Origin of the sequence: Paraburkholderia lacunae (assembly GCF_003353175.1) — a bacterium.
Taxonomy (GTDB): domain Bacteria; phylum Pseudomonadota; class Gammaproteobacteria; order Burkholderiales; family Burkholderiaceae; genus Paraburkholderia; species Paraburkholderia lacunae.
The window spans coordinates 108,645-124,677 of the sequence record NZ_QHKS01000006.1; the positions used below are offsets into that span (position 1 = coordinate 108,645).

The window sequence follows — 16,033 nt, forward strand, 5'->3', positions numbered from 1 at the left end:
CTGAAACGCTCGTCGCTCAGGCAGGTATCCGCCCGGAATGACTGCCATGCCTGCAGCAAGCGAAATCTGCCCTTGACTCCCTTAAGCAGACGTTAAGCGACTGTCTGTCATGCTTGGTTATGGTTTCTGTTTAACTATGAATAAGGGCATTCATCAATATGAAAAGCGACGCGCGGCAGATATTGGAACATGCGGTCAGCAAAGTCCCGCAAGTCACATTCGGCTTCTGGGTTGTCAAGATTGCCGGAACTACGCTTGGAGAAACGGGCGGCGACTGGGTGACGATGTCGCTCAACCTGGGCTATCTGATCGGCTCGGCCATTTTTGCGGTCATCTTTATCGGACTCGTTTCGGGACAAATCAAGGCCGAGCGGTTTCATCCGTCCTTGTATTGGGCGACGATCGTCGCGACCACGACGCTCGGCACGACCATGGCCGACTTCTTCGATCGATCGATGGGTGTAGGTTATCCGGGCGGCGTCGCCATCGTGTCGGCACTGCTGCTTGCGAGCCTCGCCATCTGGTACAAGGTGGAGGGCAGTGTGTCGGTCCAGAGCATCACGACGCCCAAGGCCGAGTGGTTCTACTGGATCACCATCCTCTTTTCGCAGACGCTGGGTACCGCGCTGGGCGACTGGGTAGCAGGCTCGGATCGCGGCGGCCTGGGTCTCGGATACGAGTACGGCGCGCTGATTTTCGGCGGCGGCCTGGCGATTGTGGCGGGTCTTTATTTCTGGAAGCGTATCTCGCACACGCTGCTGTTCTGGGCCGCCTTTATCCTGACGCGTCCGCTTGGCGCGACGCTTGGAGATTTCCTCGACAAGCCCGTCGCCGATGGCGGCCTGCACGTCAGTCGGCTGTATGCGTCGGTGATATTGCTGGTTTTCATTGTTGCGTGCGTCATGCTGATTCCGCAACGCCCGGCAACCCGGACAAAGCCGGTGAGAGCGAGCGGCACATACGGGGGTGCGCCTGAGGGGTATTGAGTCTGCCTGGCGCCGAGGCTGGTCCGGTGCATGTCCGCCAACGGCAAACGTTGCCAGATGCCGCGCCACCGGCATCTGGCCCGCGTGTCGCTACGCGGCAATCAATGCCGCAATCTGCGCAGCACTAAGCGCGTTACGGTAGATGCGAAACTCGTCGATCAAGCCGTTGAAATACGGGTCGGCTGAAAACTGCGAACGGCCGATCCAGTTCTGGTTCGTACTTTCCAGACGGAACGGCGCAAACGACATCGCCGTGTTGGAGCCGATCTCGCTGCCGTTCAGGTACAGCGTGCCGACATTGCCCGACAGCGTTACCGCGACGTGAACCCATTGCCCCGTGGGCAGCGCGACGTTGCCGTCGATGTCCTGCTCGCCGGCGCCGCCATTGAGTGTGATCGCGAAGCGTGCGAACCCGCTATTGGCGCGCGGCGTCAGCATCATGTAGCGGCCCGTGCCTGAGCCGAAGTCGAATACGCGCTCCCAGGTCTTCGCCGCGTTCCAGTAGACCCAGGCCGCGATCGTGAAGTCCGACACGTCGGCCACGAGGTTGCCCGGCAGGCTGACATAGCCCGTGCTGCCGTCGAGCGACACGGCATTGCCTTTCTTGCCGGCCGCCCGGCTCGCACCACCGACCAGCGTACCGGTATGTCCGTTCCCGCTCGAATCGGCCGCGCTCGTGCCGCTGCTTTCGTCGAATGTCAGCCAGGTCTGCAGTTGCACAGCCGTGACCGCAACAGCCTCGTTCGACGCAGCCGTTTCACCGGACGACGTCACCGCAGTCACGACGTAGTAGTAGGTGCCGGCTGCAAGACCGCTGTCCGTATAGCTGAGCAGATCGGTGACACCGCTCGCAATGGATGTATAGGGTCCGCCCGACGTGGTGCCGCGCTTGACGTTATAGCTCGTCGCATACGCCGTGCCCCACCACGACAGGATGACCTGCCCCGCGCTCGCGCTTGCGCTCAGCGCGCTCGGCGCCGCACCGCTTGCGATCGCGTCCAGCGTGCAGGTCAGCGTTCCGTAGCCCAGTTGGTCGTAGCCGCCGCTGTTCGGCCCATAGTCGCCTCCGCCACCTTCCGGCTGGACCAGTGCCGCGAATTTCTGCGTATAAGGCGCGGCCAAACCCTTGCGGTTGACGTAGTGGTTGTAGACCAGCGCCCAGCAAGGCCGCTGCGTACCTTGAGCCGAAGTCGAAAATACCGTCTGGTTGACGTTGTCGACATTGTTGTAGCGTACGTACGGCACGGTGTAATAGGTCGTGCCCGACTGGATCAGGTTGCTTTTCGCAACGTATTCGGCGCCCATCAGGAAGCGGTTGTTGTCGTAGCCATAGAGGTCGACTCCCTGATTCCAGGCCATTTCGCAGATCGCTCCCCCGAGCGCGATGCCGAGCGTGGCGTGCCCCTGGTCACGTCCCGATTCCTGCCATTGGCCAAGGTAGCCCGGATGAACGTAGTACACAGCTTGCTGGATCGCGCCGTTGCCTGCGCCGCTCTTGAAGTAGATGACGGACTCGTCGAATAACGCCTGGTCGTCGCATAGCACGCCGATGGCCATGATCGATGCCATGTTGCACAGATCCCAGTTGGCCCAATAGTGAGTCACGTCGGTATTGTTGTGCCGGTTGATGAAATCGTGATTGATCGGATAAAAGATGTTGCGCATCATGCTCTGGAAGCGCGCGAGGTCGGCAGCCGCCCAGCCTGAATAGGTGCGCATGATTTCACCGGCATTGGCGAATTCATAGCCGTAGATGCCGGCCGCGAGATCGGCGTTCGTATCGCCGCCGATCCCGGTCAACGTGGACGACCATGCGTTCATGATCTGCACCGCCTTGTCGGCATAAGCGGTGTTGCCGGTGACTTTCCAGCGCAATGCGCATGCGTACGCCGCCGCGATGTCATTGAACAGCAAGGCGTAGTTCTGCGCATGCACCCCGTCGCTACCCCGATAGACGACCGCCTGTGGGCTCGGGTTCCAGGACAGGCTGGCATGACTGTTCGCAATCAGGCGGTTCCAGCTATCGACCCACGGCGAACCATTCGCCGCGACCTTTTGGCTCATCCGGTCGAAATCGGCCTGGGTGTGCAACAGACCTGGATGGACGAACGTGCCGGATGAGGTAGCGCTTAACACCGCCGAGCGCGACGCGGCCGCCGCAAGCGCTGACCCGGATGACGCTTCGGCGTTGCCGCCACCGCCGCCGCAGGCGGACAGCGCCAACGCACCGAGGCTGTAGAGGAATGTACGACGCGAAATGCCTTCAGCAATGTGTGCCTGCATCGCGAACGAATCCGTTTGTCCGGACGATGTTTCAGAAGTGTCTGGATTCACGTGAGTTCGTTGCATATCGACTTTGCTCGATTTCGATCTCTTCATATTTGCTCCATCTCTGAATGGGACGCGCCCGGCGGTCGATTCACGAAGCGATTCCGGGCGTCGCCGATAGTTGGCAAACGTTTGCGCTCGCGGCCGCAATGTTCCTCGCCTGTACCAACCGGCGAACGAAATCATCACGACCTGTTTGTCTGTTGCAGTTCAGTGAACCCTGATGGTGTCACTCAGGTTTTGATACGCGCGTTCAGTAATCGGTAATGTTTTCTGTTTTGCCGGATGGTTTGTCACGATACGCTTTTGTGCTGCGACGTCGAATCTGAATGCGAATACCGGTTGATTCTTTTCGATCGTTTAAGACTGCCGATATCGCATCCAATCAAGCGATATCGATAGATGATACTAAGCCAGGACATCGCTGCGCCGCCGGAATAAAGCCGTGACGAGCGCGGCTGGCGGCGCCTGCCGATGATCCGCGCTCCTCCATGGTATACGGCCACGACCGGTCATTCTGAAGAGCGCAAGCCGATGCTAATTCATTGGCTTGAGGCAAGTCGCCGGATATCAATCAAATTTCAGCAATGGTCTATGAAGAAGCAAGGAAATCCTTATAAAAAAATCAGGATTTATTTACCGGGAAATGTTCCTGGAATGAACGAGCCTGAGGAATAGGCTCGCGGAAGTCAGCGAATAAGGCGCACGAGGATAAAGAATTCCCCGGCGAACGGCAGCGACTCGAACTTGCGCTAGCGGTGCGAGAGGGCGGCGCTCGAGGCGCGCGTCAACTTTCCGAACCGGCCGCCCGCGAGAGTCCATCGTGCTCGCCGTGCAACTCGTCGCGGCGCGGCGACGCATCGCGGTCGATCTCCCGCTGATGCGGCCGCCCCGGCAGGTGCACCGAGGTGCTCAGCGTCTTGCCGAACGAGATGCATGGCGATTCGATGAATCGATACGTAAGCGCTGCGCTTGCACAGAGCAGAACGAGATAGGCAAGACCGACAAGCCAGAATGCCTGCATGCTGGTGAATGCAAACGAGCGGATGGCGGGGATGGAAAAGAACAGCGTGAGGAACAGCCCTTGGGCAAGGTAGATGCTATAGCTCGCTTGTCCCAGCATCTGCACGGACCGGCTCGTCAGTAGGCCGAATACGGTAGCGCCGGAGCTGATCAGATAGAAGAGGAGCGCATAGTACGCGACAGACATCGGAGACAGTGTCTCGAATGCCTGTGGCGCAGCAAACATCGCGGCAAGCAGCAACAAAGCGGCAGACGACGCCATGCGGTTGTCGAGATGAATCCGGCGGCTCGCATGATGAAGCGACGCAGCGCTCATCCCGACAAGGTACAGCGAGGCGAACATGGGCATCGTCTTGTGGCTCGTCAGCCCCGCAACCAGCAGGCAGACGGTCAGGGCCAGCAACGGGAAGAGCACGCGGGTCTTCTTTCCGGATAGCAGGGCCAGCACCGGCAGGCACGCGTAGAAGAGCCACTCCCAACGCAATGTCCACGTTACGCCGGCCAGAATCAGATCAGCCCTCGGGTGGCCGTTCACGGTATGCGGCACGTCGACGATGCCCACGGCGAGCCAGCTCAGCACCTGGTAGGCGACGCTGCCTGCCGGCTCGCGCAGTACGAAGCCGGTGCGCGCAAAGACGACAAGCAGCATGATGCCGACAACGAACAAATACATCGGACCAATGCGAAACAGACGCGCTATATACAACCGCAACCAATCCGTCTTGATGCCGGCCTGAAGGATCTTTTCCCAGAAGACGAACCCCGTGATCATAAAAAACAGTGGAAAGGACTCGAAATAGCCGATCATGCCTTCCCATTCGCCCGTCTCGATGGCCTTGTGGGTGCGCAGCAAGTGACTGACGGCGACATTGATCGCAAGAAAGGCGCGCATTCCATTTATCGCGGCGTTGCGTGCAGGTGGCGAACTCGCCGACGCGGCGTTCGACCGTCCTTGCCATAGCTGGAAAATCCCGAAGGTGGTCGCCAGCAAGAGGATGCTCGGCAAGGCGGAGGAATAACCGATCATGGACATCTCCGGTCTCAGGTCTCGTGGAACGGGCCAAGCGAGAGCGGTGCTTGACCGAAGCAGCGATCGTCTGCCCGCCATGACCGCGTTCACCGGCTTCACTCGCATGCAGTAGGGCAGCGCCTTGGCGGCGCTGTGTGCAGGCTTCCTTCCTGGGTACGCAAAGAGAGCCGCGTTCTTTCGTGTGGAACGTGGTCGGGAGGCTCAGTTGTCCCCTCGTTGTCTCCGTTTCCGTTTTATAGACCCGAGTATGGGTCGTCAATGGGGGTGGTTCCCCAAACGCCCGGAATTCTGGAGGCCGGACGCGCTAGTCCCCGACCTGCGAAGGCCTCAATTTTTCGATCAGGAAGTCGAGAAAGCTGCGTACGCGCGACGACAGGTGACGGCTATGCGGGTAGAGCAGCACAAAAGGCCGTGAACAACCGCCATAGGGAATAAGCAGTTCTTTGAGTGTGCCCTGCTCGAGGTCTTTCTCGACGACGAACCGATAGGTCTGAAAAATGCCGGCTCCATGGCGGGCCAGCGTCACGCCGGCCAGCACGTCGCCGGATGAGCGGTAGGCCCCGCGCGTGACGACCTCGACCAGTTCGCCATCGCGCTTGAAGAGCCAGGGCAGGCTGCGGCCGGTACTCGGCAACTCGTACTGGATGCAATCGTGGCTGTCGAGGTCATCGGGTGTGCCTGGCTGTCGGGCCTTACGCAGATAGGACGGCGACGCCACGACGACCAACTCGGCATCCTCGAGATTTCGCGCGATCAGACTGGAGTCTTGTGGTGCCCGTCCTCGAATCGCAAGGTCGAAGCCTTCATCGGCAAAGTCGATGTTGCGGTTGCTCAGATGTACGTCGATGGTGACGCCGGGATAACGCTCGCGGAACTCGCCAAGCAGCGGCAGAATGCGGTAGTGCGCATACGGCGTGGGCATGCTGATGCGCAGCACGCCTGCGGGCGTCGTCTGCTGGCCGGTCGCTTCACGCTCTGCTTCGGCAAGCTGATTGAGCGCCAGCCGGCATTGTTCGAAGTAGCGCCGGCCTTCGTCCGTCAGCCGGATCTGTCTGGTGGTGCGAACGAACAGCCGGATACCGAGGCGCTTCTCGAGACGCGCGACCGCGCGGCTGACCGCGGCAGGCATGACGCTCGCGGCGGTCGCAGCAACCGTGAAACTCTCGGCCTCGGCGGCGAGGCAGAACAGCTCGATGCTGCCCAGGAGGAGATCCTCAAATTGCCTCTGCATTGTCTCTGGATGGCTTGCCGGTCTGTGTTCTTTGTGCGCGCTGCGAGGGCGCCGGAAATGACCGCCCGGTGCATGCACAGGCAGTGCAGGTTGCGCGGTTCAGCGCGCAGCGTAGCACAACCGCCGTTCGTCGGGAGCCGCGCGAGGCGAAGCGCGTGTGCAGTGCATCATGCTGCCGGCACGACCTCTCGATAGACGTGACAACACCCCCGAATTGAAGAGGAAGCGAGATGACTAATCAGACAGACCATCGAGCCTTGCTGCGTTTGCTGGGTATCGAGAAACCGATCATTCAGGCGCCCATGGCGGGTGTCAGCACGCCTGCGCTGGCTGCCGCGGTCTCCAATGCGGGCGGCCTGGGTTCGCTAGGCGTCGGAGCGATGAGTGCGGAAGGCGCGCGCAAGGTCATCAGGGAAACCCGGGCGCTGAGCGCGAAGCCCTTCAACATCAACGTGTTCTGTCATCGGCCGGCATTGGCGGACGAGGCGGTCGAGCGGCAATGGCTGAACTGGCTTGCGCCCCGGTTCGAACAATATGGGGCAACGCCGCCGGTGTCGTTGTCGGAGATCTACACGAGCTTCCTCGAAGACACGGCGATGCTCGAGGTCTTCCTCGAAGAGAAGCCGGCGATCGTCAGTTTTCACTTCGGCTTGCCGTCAGCCGAGGTCATCGCCGATCTGAAGAATGCGGGAATCAGGCTATTGGCTTCGGCAACCAGCATCGACGAAGCGGAGCAGGTTGCTGCAGCCGGCGTCGACGCGATCGTCGCGCAAGGCATCGAGGCGGGCGGGCATCGCGGCGTGTTCGACCCGGATGCGCCGGACGAGCGGCTGGGCACGTTCGCGTTGACGCGCCTGCTGGTCAGACGATTCGATCTGCCGGTAATCGCCGCTGGGGGCATCATGGATGGGGCTGGAATTGCCGCGGCACTCGCGCTCGGTGCTCAGGCTGCTCAACTGGGCACTGCCTTTGTTGCGTGTACGGAAACATCCATCGACGAAGGCTATCGTCGGGCAATCCTTGGCGACCCGGCGATGCACACGACCTTTACCGCGGCCATCTCAGGACGGGTGGCGAGAAGCATGGTGAACCGGTTCACGGAGCTGGGCGCCGACTCGAAGGCGCCGGCGGTGCCTGCCTATCCGATTGCGTACGACGCGGGAAAAGCACTCCATGCCGCTGCCAAAGCGAAAGGGGAGTTCGGCTACGGCGCGCAATGGGCCGGGCAGGCCGCGGCTCTCGCAAAGGCATTGCCTGCGGCCGAACTGTTCGCCCAGCTGGAACACGAACTGAAGGCGAGCGTCCGGCAACTGCAGCTATTCGGCGGCTGATGAATTCGTTGCATGCGTAGGGCTCCGCCTGCTGTGGCGGAGCTTGTCGCGCGGCGCTGATGCCGCAACGCGTCCGGCACGATCGCGCGGTCAGCCTGGTTTGAGTGCGCGCTGCTTGCGATATTCGAGCGCGGGTAGACCGCCCCAGCCCCAGTTTTCCGTTTCGACCTCGTCGATGACGACGAAAGTCGATTCGAGCGGCTTGTTCAGCACGTCCAGCAGCAGGTGACTGACGCCCTTGATCAGTTGGGCCTTTTCTTCCGCGGTAACCGCCGTCGTGCCGGGCTTGGTGCCCTCGCGGGTCACCTTGATCGTGACAATAGGCATGTCGCTTTCCTTGACAGTGATTGGCAATGGCGAGGCGCCGGCAAGCGGCGCCCCGACGCTTAGTGACCGGCGCTCTGGCCGCCGTCGACGTGGAGGATCTCGCCCGTGACGAACGGTGCCGAGTCGAGGAACAGCACGGCTTCCACGATATCGCTCATCTCGCCCATGTGGCCAACAGGATGCAGCGCGCCGAGCGCCTCGTGTGTTTCGGGCGCGTGCATCGGCGACTTGATCACGCCGGGCGACACCGCGTTCGCGCGGATACCGCGCTTCGCATACTCGATCGCGAGCGATTTCGTGGCTGCGTTCAGGCCGCCTTTGGTCAGCGATGCCAGTACTGAGGGAACGCCGTCGATGGCGTGGTCGGTGAGACTGGTGGTGATGCTGACCACGTGGCCGGCTGAATGCTTGACCATTTCAGCAATCGCAAGCTGGGTGATGTGAAAGAAGCCGTTGAGATTTACGCTGATCACCGCGGCGTAGTCTTCGGCCGTGTAGCTGGTAAAAGGCTTCGCGACGAAGATGCCGGCATTGTTGACCAGCGTATCGATGCGGCCGAAGCGTGTTACGGCTTCCGAGATCACCCGCTGGGCGGTAGACGGATCGCCGATATCGCCTGCCACCGTCACGATGTTCGGATCGTCCGACGGCTTGATGCCTCGAGCCGTTGCGACAACGCGGTAATCGCGCCTGCGGAACGCCTTGACCAGTTCTGCGCCAATGCCTTGCGACGCACCTGTAACGACAACGACCTTTTGTGACGTGCTCATGATTGTTCTCCAGATAAGTTGTTTCGGTTTCCGTGCCGGCCGTGCCGGCGGTGCCGATGGAGAGCAATTTATGCGTATTCACCCGGAGTTCGAATACCCGCGATGGACAAACAGTCGTGCGTGCTGGGAACAAATCGGGCAGCAAATCGGGGAGCAAACCGGAGAACAGGTCGCTCGCGACCATCACTGATCGAAGCAGGTGCCCGTCACCCCTCGCCGGACGCCGTCGCGCGGCCGCGCATCTCGCGCAAATATCGTGCATTTACGATTAAATCGCATCCGATATATAATGCGACGTTGGCGAGGCATCCGCCTGGCGCTCACGAGGACGCAGATGAAAGCTACCCAGAAGGAAGAAAACGCAAACGTGCAGCTGACCGACTTCCTGTGCTTTGCGGTGTATTCGGCCAACCTCGCTTTCGGTAAGGCCTACAAGCCCATTCTCGACGAGCTCGGGCTTACCTATACGCAATACATCACGATCGTTGCGTTATCGGAACAGGACGACCAGACGGTCAGCGGTCTGGGCGAAAAACTGTTTCTCGAATCGAACACACTGACGCCGATCCTCAAGAAGCTCGAAGCGATGGACTATCTGCAACGGCAGCGTGATCCTGCCGACGAGCGTCAGGTGCGCGTCAGTCTGACAAAAAACGGACGCCGTCTGCGCGAGAAAGCGTTGGACATCGATCTCGTGGAAGCGTGCGGGCTGACGCCTCAGGAGTTTCGCAAGGTGCAGAAGTCCGTCGCCACGCTTCGCGACAATCTCGTCAAGGCCGTGCACGAACGGGAATGAGCGTGCGCGCATGAGCGCCACGCTGGATTCCGTTCGCTTACATATGGACTTGCGATCGACTTCATCGCGGCACTCGGTCGATATCGGCAGCATCTGACGATATCTGGTCAACCGGATATTAAAGTCGAGCGAGATAGAATCGTGTGCGATATAAAGGTCGCAACAGGATTTGAACATGGCGCGAACGAAAGCATCGCCGATGGATTCAATGTTTCGTCCGGCCACACGCGTTATCCCTTCTGGGCGATCAGCTTCTGGATTTCTGCTTCGGTCTGGGCGTAATCGCCTTCGCCGAAGTGGCTGTAGACGATCTGTCCTTTCCTGTCGATCAGATAGAAGGCCGGCCAGTACTGATTGTCGTAGGCGTTCCAGGTCGCATAACGGTTGTCCTGGGCGACAGGAAACTGGATATCGAAGCGCTTGATTGCCGTCTTGACGTTGTCGGTGTCGCGTTCGAACGGGTACTCCGGTGTGTGCACGCCGACCACAGCCAGTCCCTGATCCTTGTACTTCTGGTGCCAGCTCTTGACGTAAGGCAACGTATGGATGCAGTTGATGCACGTGTACGTCCAGAAGTCGACCAGTACCACTTTGCCCCGCAACTGCTGCATGGTCAGCGGCTGGCTGTTGAGCCACTTTTCGATGCCGGTGAATTCCGGTGCGGTGGGTGTAGCGGCAGATGCTGCACCGCTCGTGGCGGCGATAGCGGCGAACAGCGCAGCGGCGGTGAAGGTTTTGAGTCGCGAGAGCATGTCAGAGTCCTTTCAGTGACGGGAAGAAAGCGGAAATCCACGCATAGGCGAGGACGTCGTATTGCAGATAGATCGCAAGCGCGGTCAGGATGACCAGCACGCCGAAGAGCTGTTGCAGACGTTGTGCGTGGCGCGCTACCAGGCGGATGTGACGGCTCATGTACTGTCCGCCGTAGATAACGGCGAGCATCGGAATGGCCGCACCGATGGCATACAACGTGAGCAGCAGCGCCGACCATTTCAGATCCTGCGCCTTGACGACCAGAACCAGGATCGACGCGAGCACGGGCCCCGCGCAGGGCGTCCAGACCGCACCCAGCGACATGCCGAGCAGGAAGCCCCCGGCGTTGCTGTCACCGGGTCGGCTACCGGTAGCGCCGGCCAGTTTTTCGGAAAGAGGTTCGATGACATGCGCCGCCAGCCATTCATAAGGACGCGGCCACAGGCGCAGCAGACCAAACAGGGCGAGGAGCGCGAGGGCGGTGTCGCGCAGCGCCTGTTGAGCGACGTGAACCGCACTCGAGACGGCCCCCAGCATCATCGCAAACGAGGCAAACGTGAGGATGAAACCGGCCATGATGAAGAGCGGCCTCAGACGATTCGGCCGCTCGACCGACGTGCCGAGCAGAATCGGCATCACGGGAAGAATACAAGGCGATGCGATGGTGAGCAGTCCGGCGAGCAGCGAGACCGGTGTTTCGATAAGGTCGTGCACGATGGGCGTTCCTGTGAATGGCATGACTGCATTGGAACGTCTGGATGTATCTCGCGTGTGTCTACTGGGATTCGAATGCGCCATGTTTTGTGTCTATCCGGCGCATGGATACGTTGCGATACAAATCCGGGAGCTATGCCACCAGCAGCCTGAAAATCCACGTTCACCCGTCCAACTCATCAAGAAGCGGCGGTCTTCAGCCCGGCGGCGTGTAAACTGCTGACTTTTTTGAATTTGGTGGTATGGTGCAAGCCCCGCAGCGCACAGCTTTCAGCGGTCCGACGCTTATTCGCTTACTTGCTCGCCTGACGGACGTCGACGTTCCCGAATCCACGCAATCGCTCTCGGACCGGCTGAGCCAATGGCTCGGCTGGACCGACGCCATTGCGTTGTCCTCCGCGCTCAACGGCGCTCCGCCTGCCGTAGCGTCCGGCGCGCGCGCCTTCGGCAACGCTGAAGAGAACGAGTGCGCCCGCGTGCGCACCTCGTTGGCACATGCCATCGCCGGTGACAGCGCGTTCGCCGGCGCGAGGCGGCGCGGGCCGGCGCGAGCGCCCGTCCAGGGCGCCCCCGCGGATGCAGCGGTCGATTACGCGGTTTTTCGTCAACGCTATCTCTCCTTGCAGCAGGAGATGGAGACGGGTATCGGCAATCTGCGCGGCCGTCTGCGTCAAATACTGGCCGCCAGGACGCCCGCCATGACACGGCTCGCGGTAATGGATGCCGTCATGGAGCGAGCGCTGAGTCCGCGCGAGCAGAACCTGCTGGCCGCTGTGCCGGGGCTCCTTGCCGCGCACTTCGAGCGTTTGCGCCAGGCCGGGCAGGACACGCCGGCCGACGCTCAAGCTTCGGGTGATGCCGCGGCGGTCACGCCAGGCGCCTGGCTGGACGTGTTCCGCAAGGATATGCAGAGCGTGTTGCTCGCCGAACTGGATCTTCGTTTTCAACCGGTCGAAGGGTTGCTTGCAGCCCTTCGCACCAGCTAACTGGGACACTATGTCCAGACATCTTTTCAATCTCGTTGTTTTTCTGGTCGGTCTGGCCGCTGTGTGCTGGATCGGCGCCGGCTACGCCGGCTCGAATCCGCTCGCGCTGGCCGTCACGATGCTGGTTGGCGTTTGCTATCTGGCGGGCGCGCTCGAGCTGCGACGCTACAGCCAGGCGACTTCCACCCTGGCGAGCGCCGTCACGGAGCTGTCCGTGCCACCGCCCAGCCTTGGCGCATGGCTCGATCGCTTGCATCCCAGCCTGCGCAATGCGGCGCGCCTGCGCATCGAGGGTGAGCGCGTGGCTTTGCCGGGGCCGGCGCTGACGCCGTATCTGGTCGGCCTGCTGGTGTTGCTGGGCATGCTGGGCACGCTGCTGGGCATGGTGGCGACCCTCAGGGGCACCGGGATGGCGCTGGAAAGCGCGACGGACTTGCAGGCTATCCGCGCTTCGCTGGCCGCACCGGTCAAGGGGCTGGGATTTGCGTTCGGCACCTCGATTGCGGGCGTGGCCACCTCCGCCATGCTCGGGCTGCTTTCAGCGTTGTGCCGGCGCGAGCGGATCCACGCGGCGCAACTGCTCGACGTCAAGATCGCCACGACCTTGCGCATGTACTCGCAGACCCATCAGCGCGAGGAAACCTTCAAGCTCCTCCAGCGGCAGGCCGAGGTGATGCCCACGCTGGTCGATCGCCTACAGACGATGATGGCGGCCATCGAGCAGCAGGGCCTCACCTTGAACGAGCGGCAGATCGCCAGCCAGGATGCCTTCCACGGCAAGGCGGAGGCTGCCTATTCGCGCCTTGCTTCCTCCGTGGAGCAGTCGTTGAAGGAGAGCGTCGCCGAAAGCACCCGCGTCGCCGGCGCGGCGTTGCAGCCGGTCATGCAGGCCACGATGGCGGGTCTCGCGCGCGAGTCGGCCTCGTTGCATGAGACCGTCACGCACGCCGTGCAGCGTCACCTGGACGGGCTGTCGAGCGGTTTCGAGGTGACCACGACGACCGTGGCGGATATCTGGAACCGGGCATTGGGCGAACACCAGCGATCGGGCGAACTGCTTGCCCAAGACCTGCGTGCCTCGCTGGATCGATTCAACGAGACTTTCGAACAACGCTCGGCCGGCCTGCTGGAGGGCGTCTCCGCGCGCCTGGAAGCCACGGCCGGCAGTGTGGCGCAAGCGTGGGACGAGGCGTTGTCGCGGCAAGAGCGCGTCGGCGAGAAACTGGCGGGCGACAACCAGCGAGCCCTGGAGGCGGCCACTGCGACCTTCGAGCAGCATTCGGCGTCGCTGCTAAGCGGCGTGAGCCGATCGCATGCTGACTTGCAGGTGGAACTGGCGGCGCGCGACCAGCAGCGTCTCGCGGCCTGGACCGATACGCTCGGCTCGATGGCCGCGACGCTGGGCAAGGAGTGGGAGCAGGCGGGCATGCGTACCGCGAGCCGGCAGCAGGAGATTTGCGAGACGCTCGCGCAGACCGCGCGCGACGTCTCGGCACAGACGCTGACGCATGCCGGCAATACGATCGCGGAGATCGACCGGATCGTGCAGGCAGCGGCCGAAGCGCCTAAAGCCGCGGCGAACTTGCAGGCGGAACTGGCGGCGCGCGACCAGCAGCGCCTCTCGGCCTGGACCGATGCGCTCGGTTCGATGGCCGCGACGCTGAGCAAGGAGTGGGAACAGACGAACGCGCACGCCGCGCGCCGGCAGCAGCAAATCTGCGACACGCTGGAGCAGACCGCGCGCGACATCTCGGCTCAGACGCAGGCGCACACGAGCGACACGATCGCGGAGATTTCCCGCCTCGTGCAAGCCGCCTCGGAAGCGCCCAAGGTGGCCGCCGAAGTCGTCGCCGAACTGCGTCAGAAGCTCTCCGACAGCATGGTTCGCGACACCGCGATGCTGGAAGAGCGCAGCCGGCTGCTGGCGACGCTGGAAACGCTGCTCGATGCCGTGAACCATGCCTCCACCGAGCAGCGGTCGGCCGTGGATGCGCTGGTCTCGACGTCGGCGAATCTGCTGGAGCGTGTCGGCACCCAGTTCACCGACAAGGTCGAGCTCGAGACCGGCAAGCTGGGCGCCGTTGCCGCGCAGGTCACCGGCAGCGCCGTCGAAGTGGCGAGCCTCGGCGAAGCATTCGGCGTGGCCGTCCAGTTGTTCGGCGAGTCGAACGACAAGCTGGTGGCCCACCTGCAACGTATCGAAGCCGCGCTGGACAAGTCCCTCGCGCGCAGCGACGAACAGCTCGCCTATTACGTGGCGCAGGCGAGGGAAGTCGTCGACCTGAGCATGAGGTCGCAAAAGCAGATCGTCGAAGACCTGCAACAGCTCGCCGGCCAGCGGGTGTCTGCCGGAGCCGAAGCGGCATGAGCGAGGAAATCGACGGCGGTGTGGAGACGACGGCGCCGATATGGGCCGTGTTCGGCGACTTGATGTCGGTGCTGCTGGGCGCCTTCGTGCTGATTCTGGTGGGCATCATCGGCGTGCAGCTGGAACTCTCGACGAGGCTGGATGAAGAGGTCAAGCAGCGGCAGATGGAAACGCAGCGCCGCAAGAGCCTGGAGCAGGCGCTGGCAGGGCCGCTGGCGGCGGGCCGGGTGACGCTGGTCAACGGGCGCATCGGCATCAGCGGCAGCGTGCTGTTCGCGCTGAACTCCGATCAATTGCAGCCCGAAGGCCGCGAAGTACTGAAGAGCCTGGCCGGGCCTCTTGCCGGGTATCTCAAGGCCCGTGACGAAATCCTGATGGTGAGCGGCTTTACCGACGACCGCCTGGTGCGCGACGGCAACCGCCGCTTTGCCGACAACTGGGAGCTGTCGGCGCAGCGCGCGTTGACGGTGACGCGTGCGCTGATCGATGAAGGCGTGCCTGCCGCTTCGGTATTCGCGGCTGCGTTCGGCTCCGGGCAGCCGGTCAGTTCGAATACCGACGACGCCGGACGGGCCAGGAACCGTCGAGTGGAAATCGCGCCTGTCCCGAGGCCGTCGACTGCAACGGTGAAGTCCCATGACTAGCGGCGTGACACGCGCCCGAGCCACGCTCGACGCCTGGCGCGAGCACGGCGCCGATCGCCTGGATCCCATCCGCTTTCATTTCATCGAGGCGCTGGATCGGCGGGCGGCCGGCCACAGCGGCGAGGCGCGGCGCATCCTGGACGACAAGCTGTCCAAGCTGCTCGCAGCCTATGCCGGCGATCTCGAGCGCGCCGGCCCCAAGCCTGGCGAGCCCTGCGGCGTCCCATCACCAGGCGTCCCATCACCTGGCGAGCCCGCCCGCGGAGCGCTTGCCGGACTGATCGATCACATCGCCGGCCACGCGCCGATGGATGGCGGCGGCCCTGCTGCGGCTAACGCCGCGCCGCGGCGTCCCGCCTATCCGGAACTGGAGGTGCTCGACTACTTCAGAGACATCTGGTCCGGCCTCAGCACCCAGCGGCAGTTACGGCAGTCGCTGGAGCAGGTGCCGGGGAATGCGGGTCCGCTCAACTCGAGCAGCCTCGTGCATCGGTCGCTCTCGTTGATGCGCGAGCTGTCGCCAGGGTATCTCCAGCAGTTTCTGTCGTATGTCGACGCCTTGTCATGGATGGAGCAGATGAACGGCGGCGGTGTCGTGGCGGGTAAAGATGCGCCTCGCGCCGGGAATGCCAGGAAGAGCGCCCGGGGCAAAGCACGCTAGCGGCTACAGCGCGAAAAGAAAACGCAATCCCGCAACCGCAATTTCAGCCACGGGTCATCTGCTGGCTGACGTGTTCGACGAAAGC

General features: G+C 62.3%; 14 protein-coding genes. 7 read left to right on the top strand and 7 right to left on the bottom strand.

The annotated features are described in order from the left end of the window. Positions 1–158 precede the first annotated feature (158 nt). Positions 159–986 (top strand): COG4705 family protein, encoded by an 828-nt coding sequence (locus DLM46_RS10700; RefSeq protein WP_115100742.1) that lies wholly within the window; start codon positions 159–161, stop codon positions 984–986. 90 nt (positions 987–1,076) lie between these two features. Here DLM46_RS10700 and DLM46_RS10705 read toward each other — a convergent pair whose 3' ends face one another. The 3 genes from DLM46_RS10705 to DLM46_RS10715 all read right to left on the bottom strand — a co-directional run bounded on the left by DLM46_RS10705 (position 1,077) and on the right by DLM46_RS10715 (position 6,598). Next, positions 1,077–3,269 (bottom strand): LamG-like jellyroll fold domain-containing protein, encoded by a 2,193-nt coding sequence (locus DLM46_RS10705; RefSeq protein WP_115100935.1) that lies wholly within the window; start codon positions 3,267–3,269, stop codon positions 1,077–1,079. Positions 3,270–4,101: 832 nt separating this feature from the next. Beyond that, on the bottom strand, positions 4,102–5,364 hold the full coding sequence (locus tag DLM46_RS10710; protein ID WP_165847947.1) for an acyltransferase family protein: 1,263 nt from the start codon (positions 5,362–5,364) through the stop codon (positions 4,102–4,104). A 307-nt stretch (positions 5,365–5,671) separates the two neighbouring features. Continuing rightward, positions 5,672–6,598 (bottom strand): LysR family transcriptional regulator, encoded by a 927-nt coding sequence (locus DLM46_RS10715; protein ID WP_115100744.1) that lies wholly within the window; start codon positions 6,596–6,598, stop codon positions 5,672–5,674. Positions 6,599–6,828: 230 nt separating this feature from the next. Here DLM46_RS10715 and DLM46_RS10720 point away from each other — a divergent pair, with 230 nt between their 5' ends. Beyond that, entirely contained in the window at positions 6,829–7,929 is a 1,101-nt protein-coding gene (locus DLM46_RS10720) for an NAD(P)H-dependent flavin oxidoreductase (RefSeq protein WP_115100745.1), read from the top strand. 90 nt (positions 7,930–8,019) lie between these two features. Here the strand turns inward: DLM46_RS10720 and DLM46_RS10725 are convergent, their stop codons facing one another. After that, positions 8,020–8,256 carry a tautomerase family protein gene (locus DLM46_RS10725; protein WP_115100746.1) on the bottom strand — a complete coding sequence of 79 codons (237 nt, stop codon included), beginning with the start codon at positions 8,254–8,256 and terminating at the stop codon, positions 8,020–8,022. Between the two features lie 59 nt (positions 8,257–8,315). After that, a complete protein-coding gene (locus DLM46_RS10730; protein WP_115100747.1) occupies positions 8,316–9,026 on the bottom strand; it encodes an SDR family NAD(P)-dependent oxidoreductase in 711 nt (236 codons plus the stop codon). 334 nt (positions 9,027–9,360) lie between these two features. Between DLM46_RS10730 and DLM46_RS10735 the strand changes: the two genes are divergently transcribed. Then, the gene (locus DLM46_RS10735; protein WP_115100936.1) at positions 9,361–9,822 is read left to right on the top strand and encodes a MarR family winged helix-turn-helix transcriptional regulator; all 462 of its coding nucleotides are present in this window, start codon (positions 9,361–9,363) and stop codon (positions 9,820–9,822) included. Positions 9,823–10,052: 230 nt separating this feature from the next. Here the strand turns inward: DLM46_RS10735 and DLM46_RS10740 are convergent, their stop codons facing one another. Both DLM46_RS10740 and DLM46_RS10745 read right to left on the bottom strand, forming a co-directional pair. After that, positions 10,053–10,574 carry a thioredoxin family protein gene (locus DLM46_RS10740; protein ID WP_115100748.1) on the bottom strand — a complete coding sequence of 174 codons (522 nt, stop codon included), beginning with the start codon at positions 10,572–10,574 and terminating at the stop codon, positions 10,053–10,055. A 1-nt stretch (position 10,575) separates the two neighbouring features. Then, positions 10,576–11,289, bottom strand: coding sequence for a cytochrome c biogenesis CcdA family protein (locus tag DLM46_RS10745; RefSeq protein WP_115100937.1), 714 nt, complete (start codon positions 11,287–11,289; stop codon positions 10,576–10,578). Between the two features lie 242 nt (positions 11,290–11,531). On the opposite strand from DLM46_RS10745, the gene DLM46_RS10750 reads away from it, so the two are divergent. Genes DLM46_RS10750 through DLM46_RS10765 form a run of 4 tightly spaced genes read left to right on the top strand, consistent with a single transcriptional unit; the run spans position 11,532 to position 15,948 of the window. Then, complete coding sequence (locus DLM46_RS10750) at positions 11,532–12,275, top strand: DUF3348 domain-containing protein (RefSeq protein WP_115100749.1); 744 nt, start codon at positions 11,532–11,534, stop codon at positions 12,273–12,275. Between the two features lie 10 nt (positions 12,276–12,285). After that, complete coding sequence (locus tag DLM46_RS10755) at positions 12,286–14,643, top strand: DUF802 domain-containing protein (protein WP_115100750.1); 2,358 nt, start codon at positions 12,286–12,288, stop codon at positions 14,641–14,643. Then, positions 14,640–15,287 carry an OmpA family protein gene (locus tag DLM46_RS10760; protein ID WP_115100751.1) on the top strand — a complete coding sequence of 216 codons (648 nt, stop codon included), beginning with the start codon at positions 14,640–14,642 and terminating at the stop codon, positions 15,285–15,287. The genes DLM46_RS10755 and DLM46_RS10760 overlap by 4 nt, the downstream gene beginning before the upstream one ends. Next, positions 15,280–15,948, top strand: coding sequence for a DUF2894 domain-containing protein (locus tag DLM46_RS10765; protein WP_115100752.1), 669 nt, complete (start codon positions 15,280–15,282; stop codon positions 15,946–15,948). The genes DLM46_RS10760 and DLM46_RS10765 overlap by 8 nt, the downstream gene beginning before the upstream one ends. Positions 15,949–16,033 lie beyond the last annotated feature (85 nt).

Coding starts and splice junctions, on each gene's coding strand:
- DLM46_RS10720 (WP_115100745.1), top strand. CDS start 6,829: ATGACTAATCAGACAGACCATCGAGCCTTGCTGCGTTTGCTGGGTATC.
- DLM46_RS10715 (WP_115100744.1), bottom strand. CDS start 6,598: ATGCAGAGGCAATTTGAGGATCTCCTCCTGGGCAGCATCGAGCTGTTC.
- DLM46_RS10765 (WP_115100752.1), top strand. CDS start 15,280: ATGACTAGCGGCGTGACACGCGCCCGAGCCACGCTCGACGCCTGGCGC.
- DLM46_RS10740 (WP_115100748.1), bottom strand. CDS start 10,574: ATGCTCTCGCGACTCAAAACCTTCACCGCCGCTGCGCTGTTCGCCGCT.
- DLM46_RS10700 (WP_115100742.1), top strand. CDS start 159: ATGAAAAGCGACGCGCGGCAGATATTGGAACATGCGGTCAGCAAAGTC.
- DLM46_RS10725 (WP_115100746.1), bottom strand. CDS start 8,256: ATGCCTATTGTCACGATCAAGGTGACCCGCGAGGGCACCAAGCCCGGC.
- DLM46_RS10710 (WP_165847947.1), bottom strand. CDS start 5,364: ATGATCGGTTATTCCTCCGCCTTGCCGAGCATCCTCTTGCTGGCGACC.
- DLM46_RS10760 (WP_115100751.1), top strand. CDS start 14,640: ATGAGCGAGGAAATCGACGGCGGTGTGGAGACGACGGCGCCGATATGG.
- DLM46_RS10750 (WP_115100749.1), top strand. CDS start 11,532: ATGGTGCAAGCCCCGCAGCGCACAGCTTTCAGCGGTCCGACGCTTATT.
- DLM46_RS10730 (WP_115100747.1), bottom strand. CDS start 9,026: ATGAGCACGTCACAAAAGGTCGTTGTCGTTACAGGTGCGTCGCAAGGC.
- DLM46_RS10755 (WP_115100750.1), top strand. CDS start 12,286: ATGTCCAGACATCTTTTCAATCTCGTTGTTTTTCTGGTCGGTCTGGCC.
- DLM46_RS10705 (WP_115100935.1), bottom strand. CDS start 3,269: ATGCAGGCACACATTGCTGAAGGCATTTCGCGTCGTACATTCCTCTAC.
- DLM46_RS10735 (WP_115100936.1), top strand. CDS start 9,361: ATGAAAGCTACCCAGAAGGAAGAAAACGCAAACGTGCAGCTGACCGAC.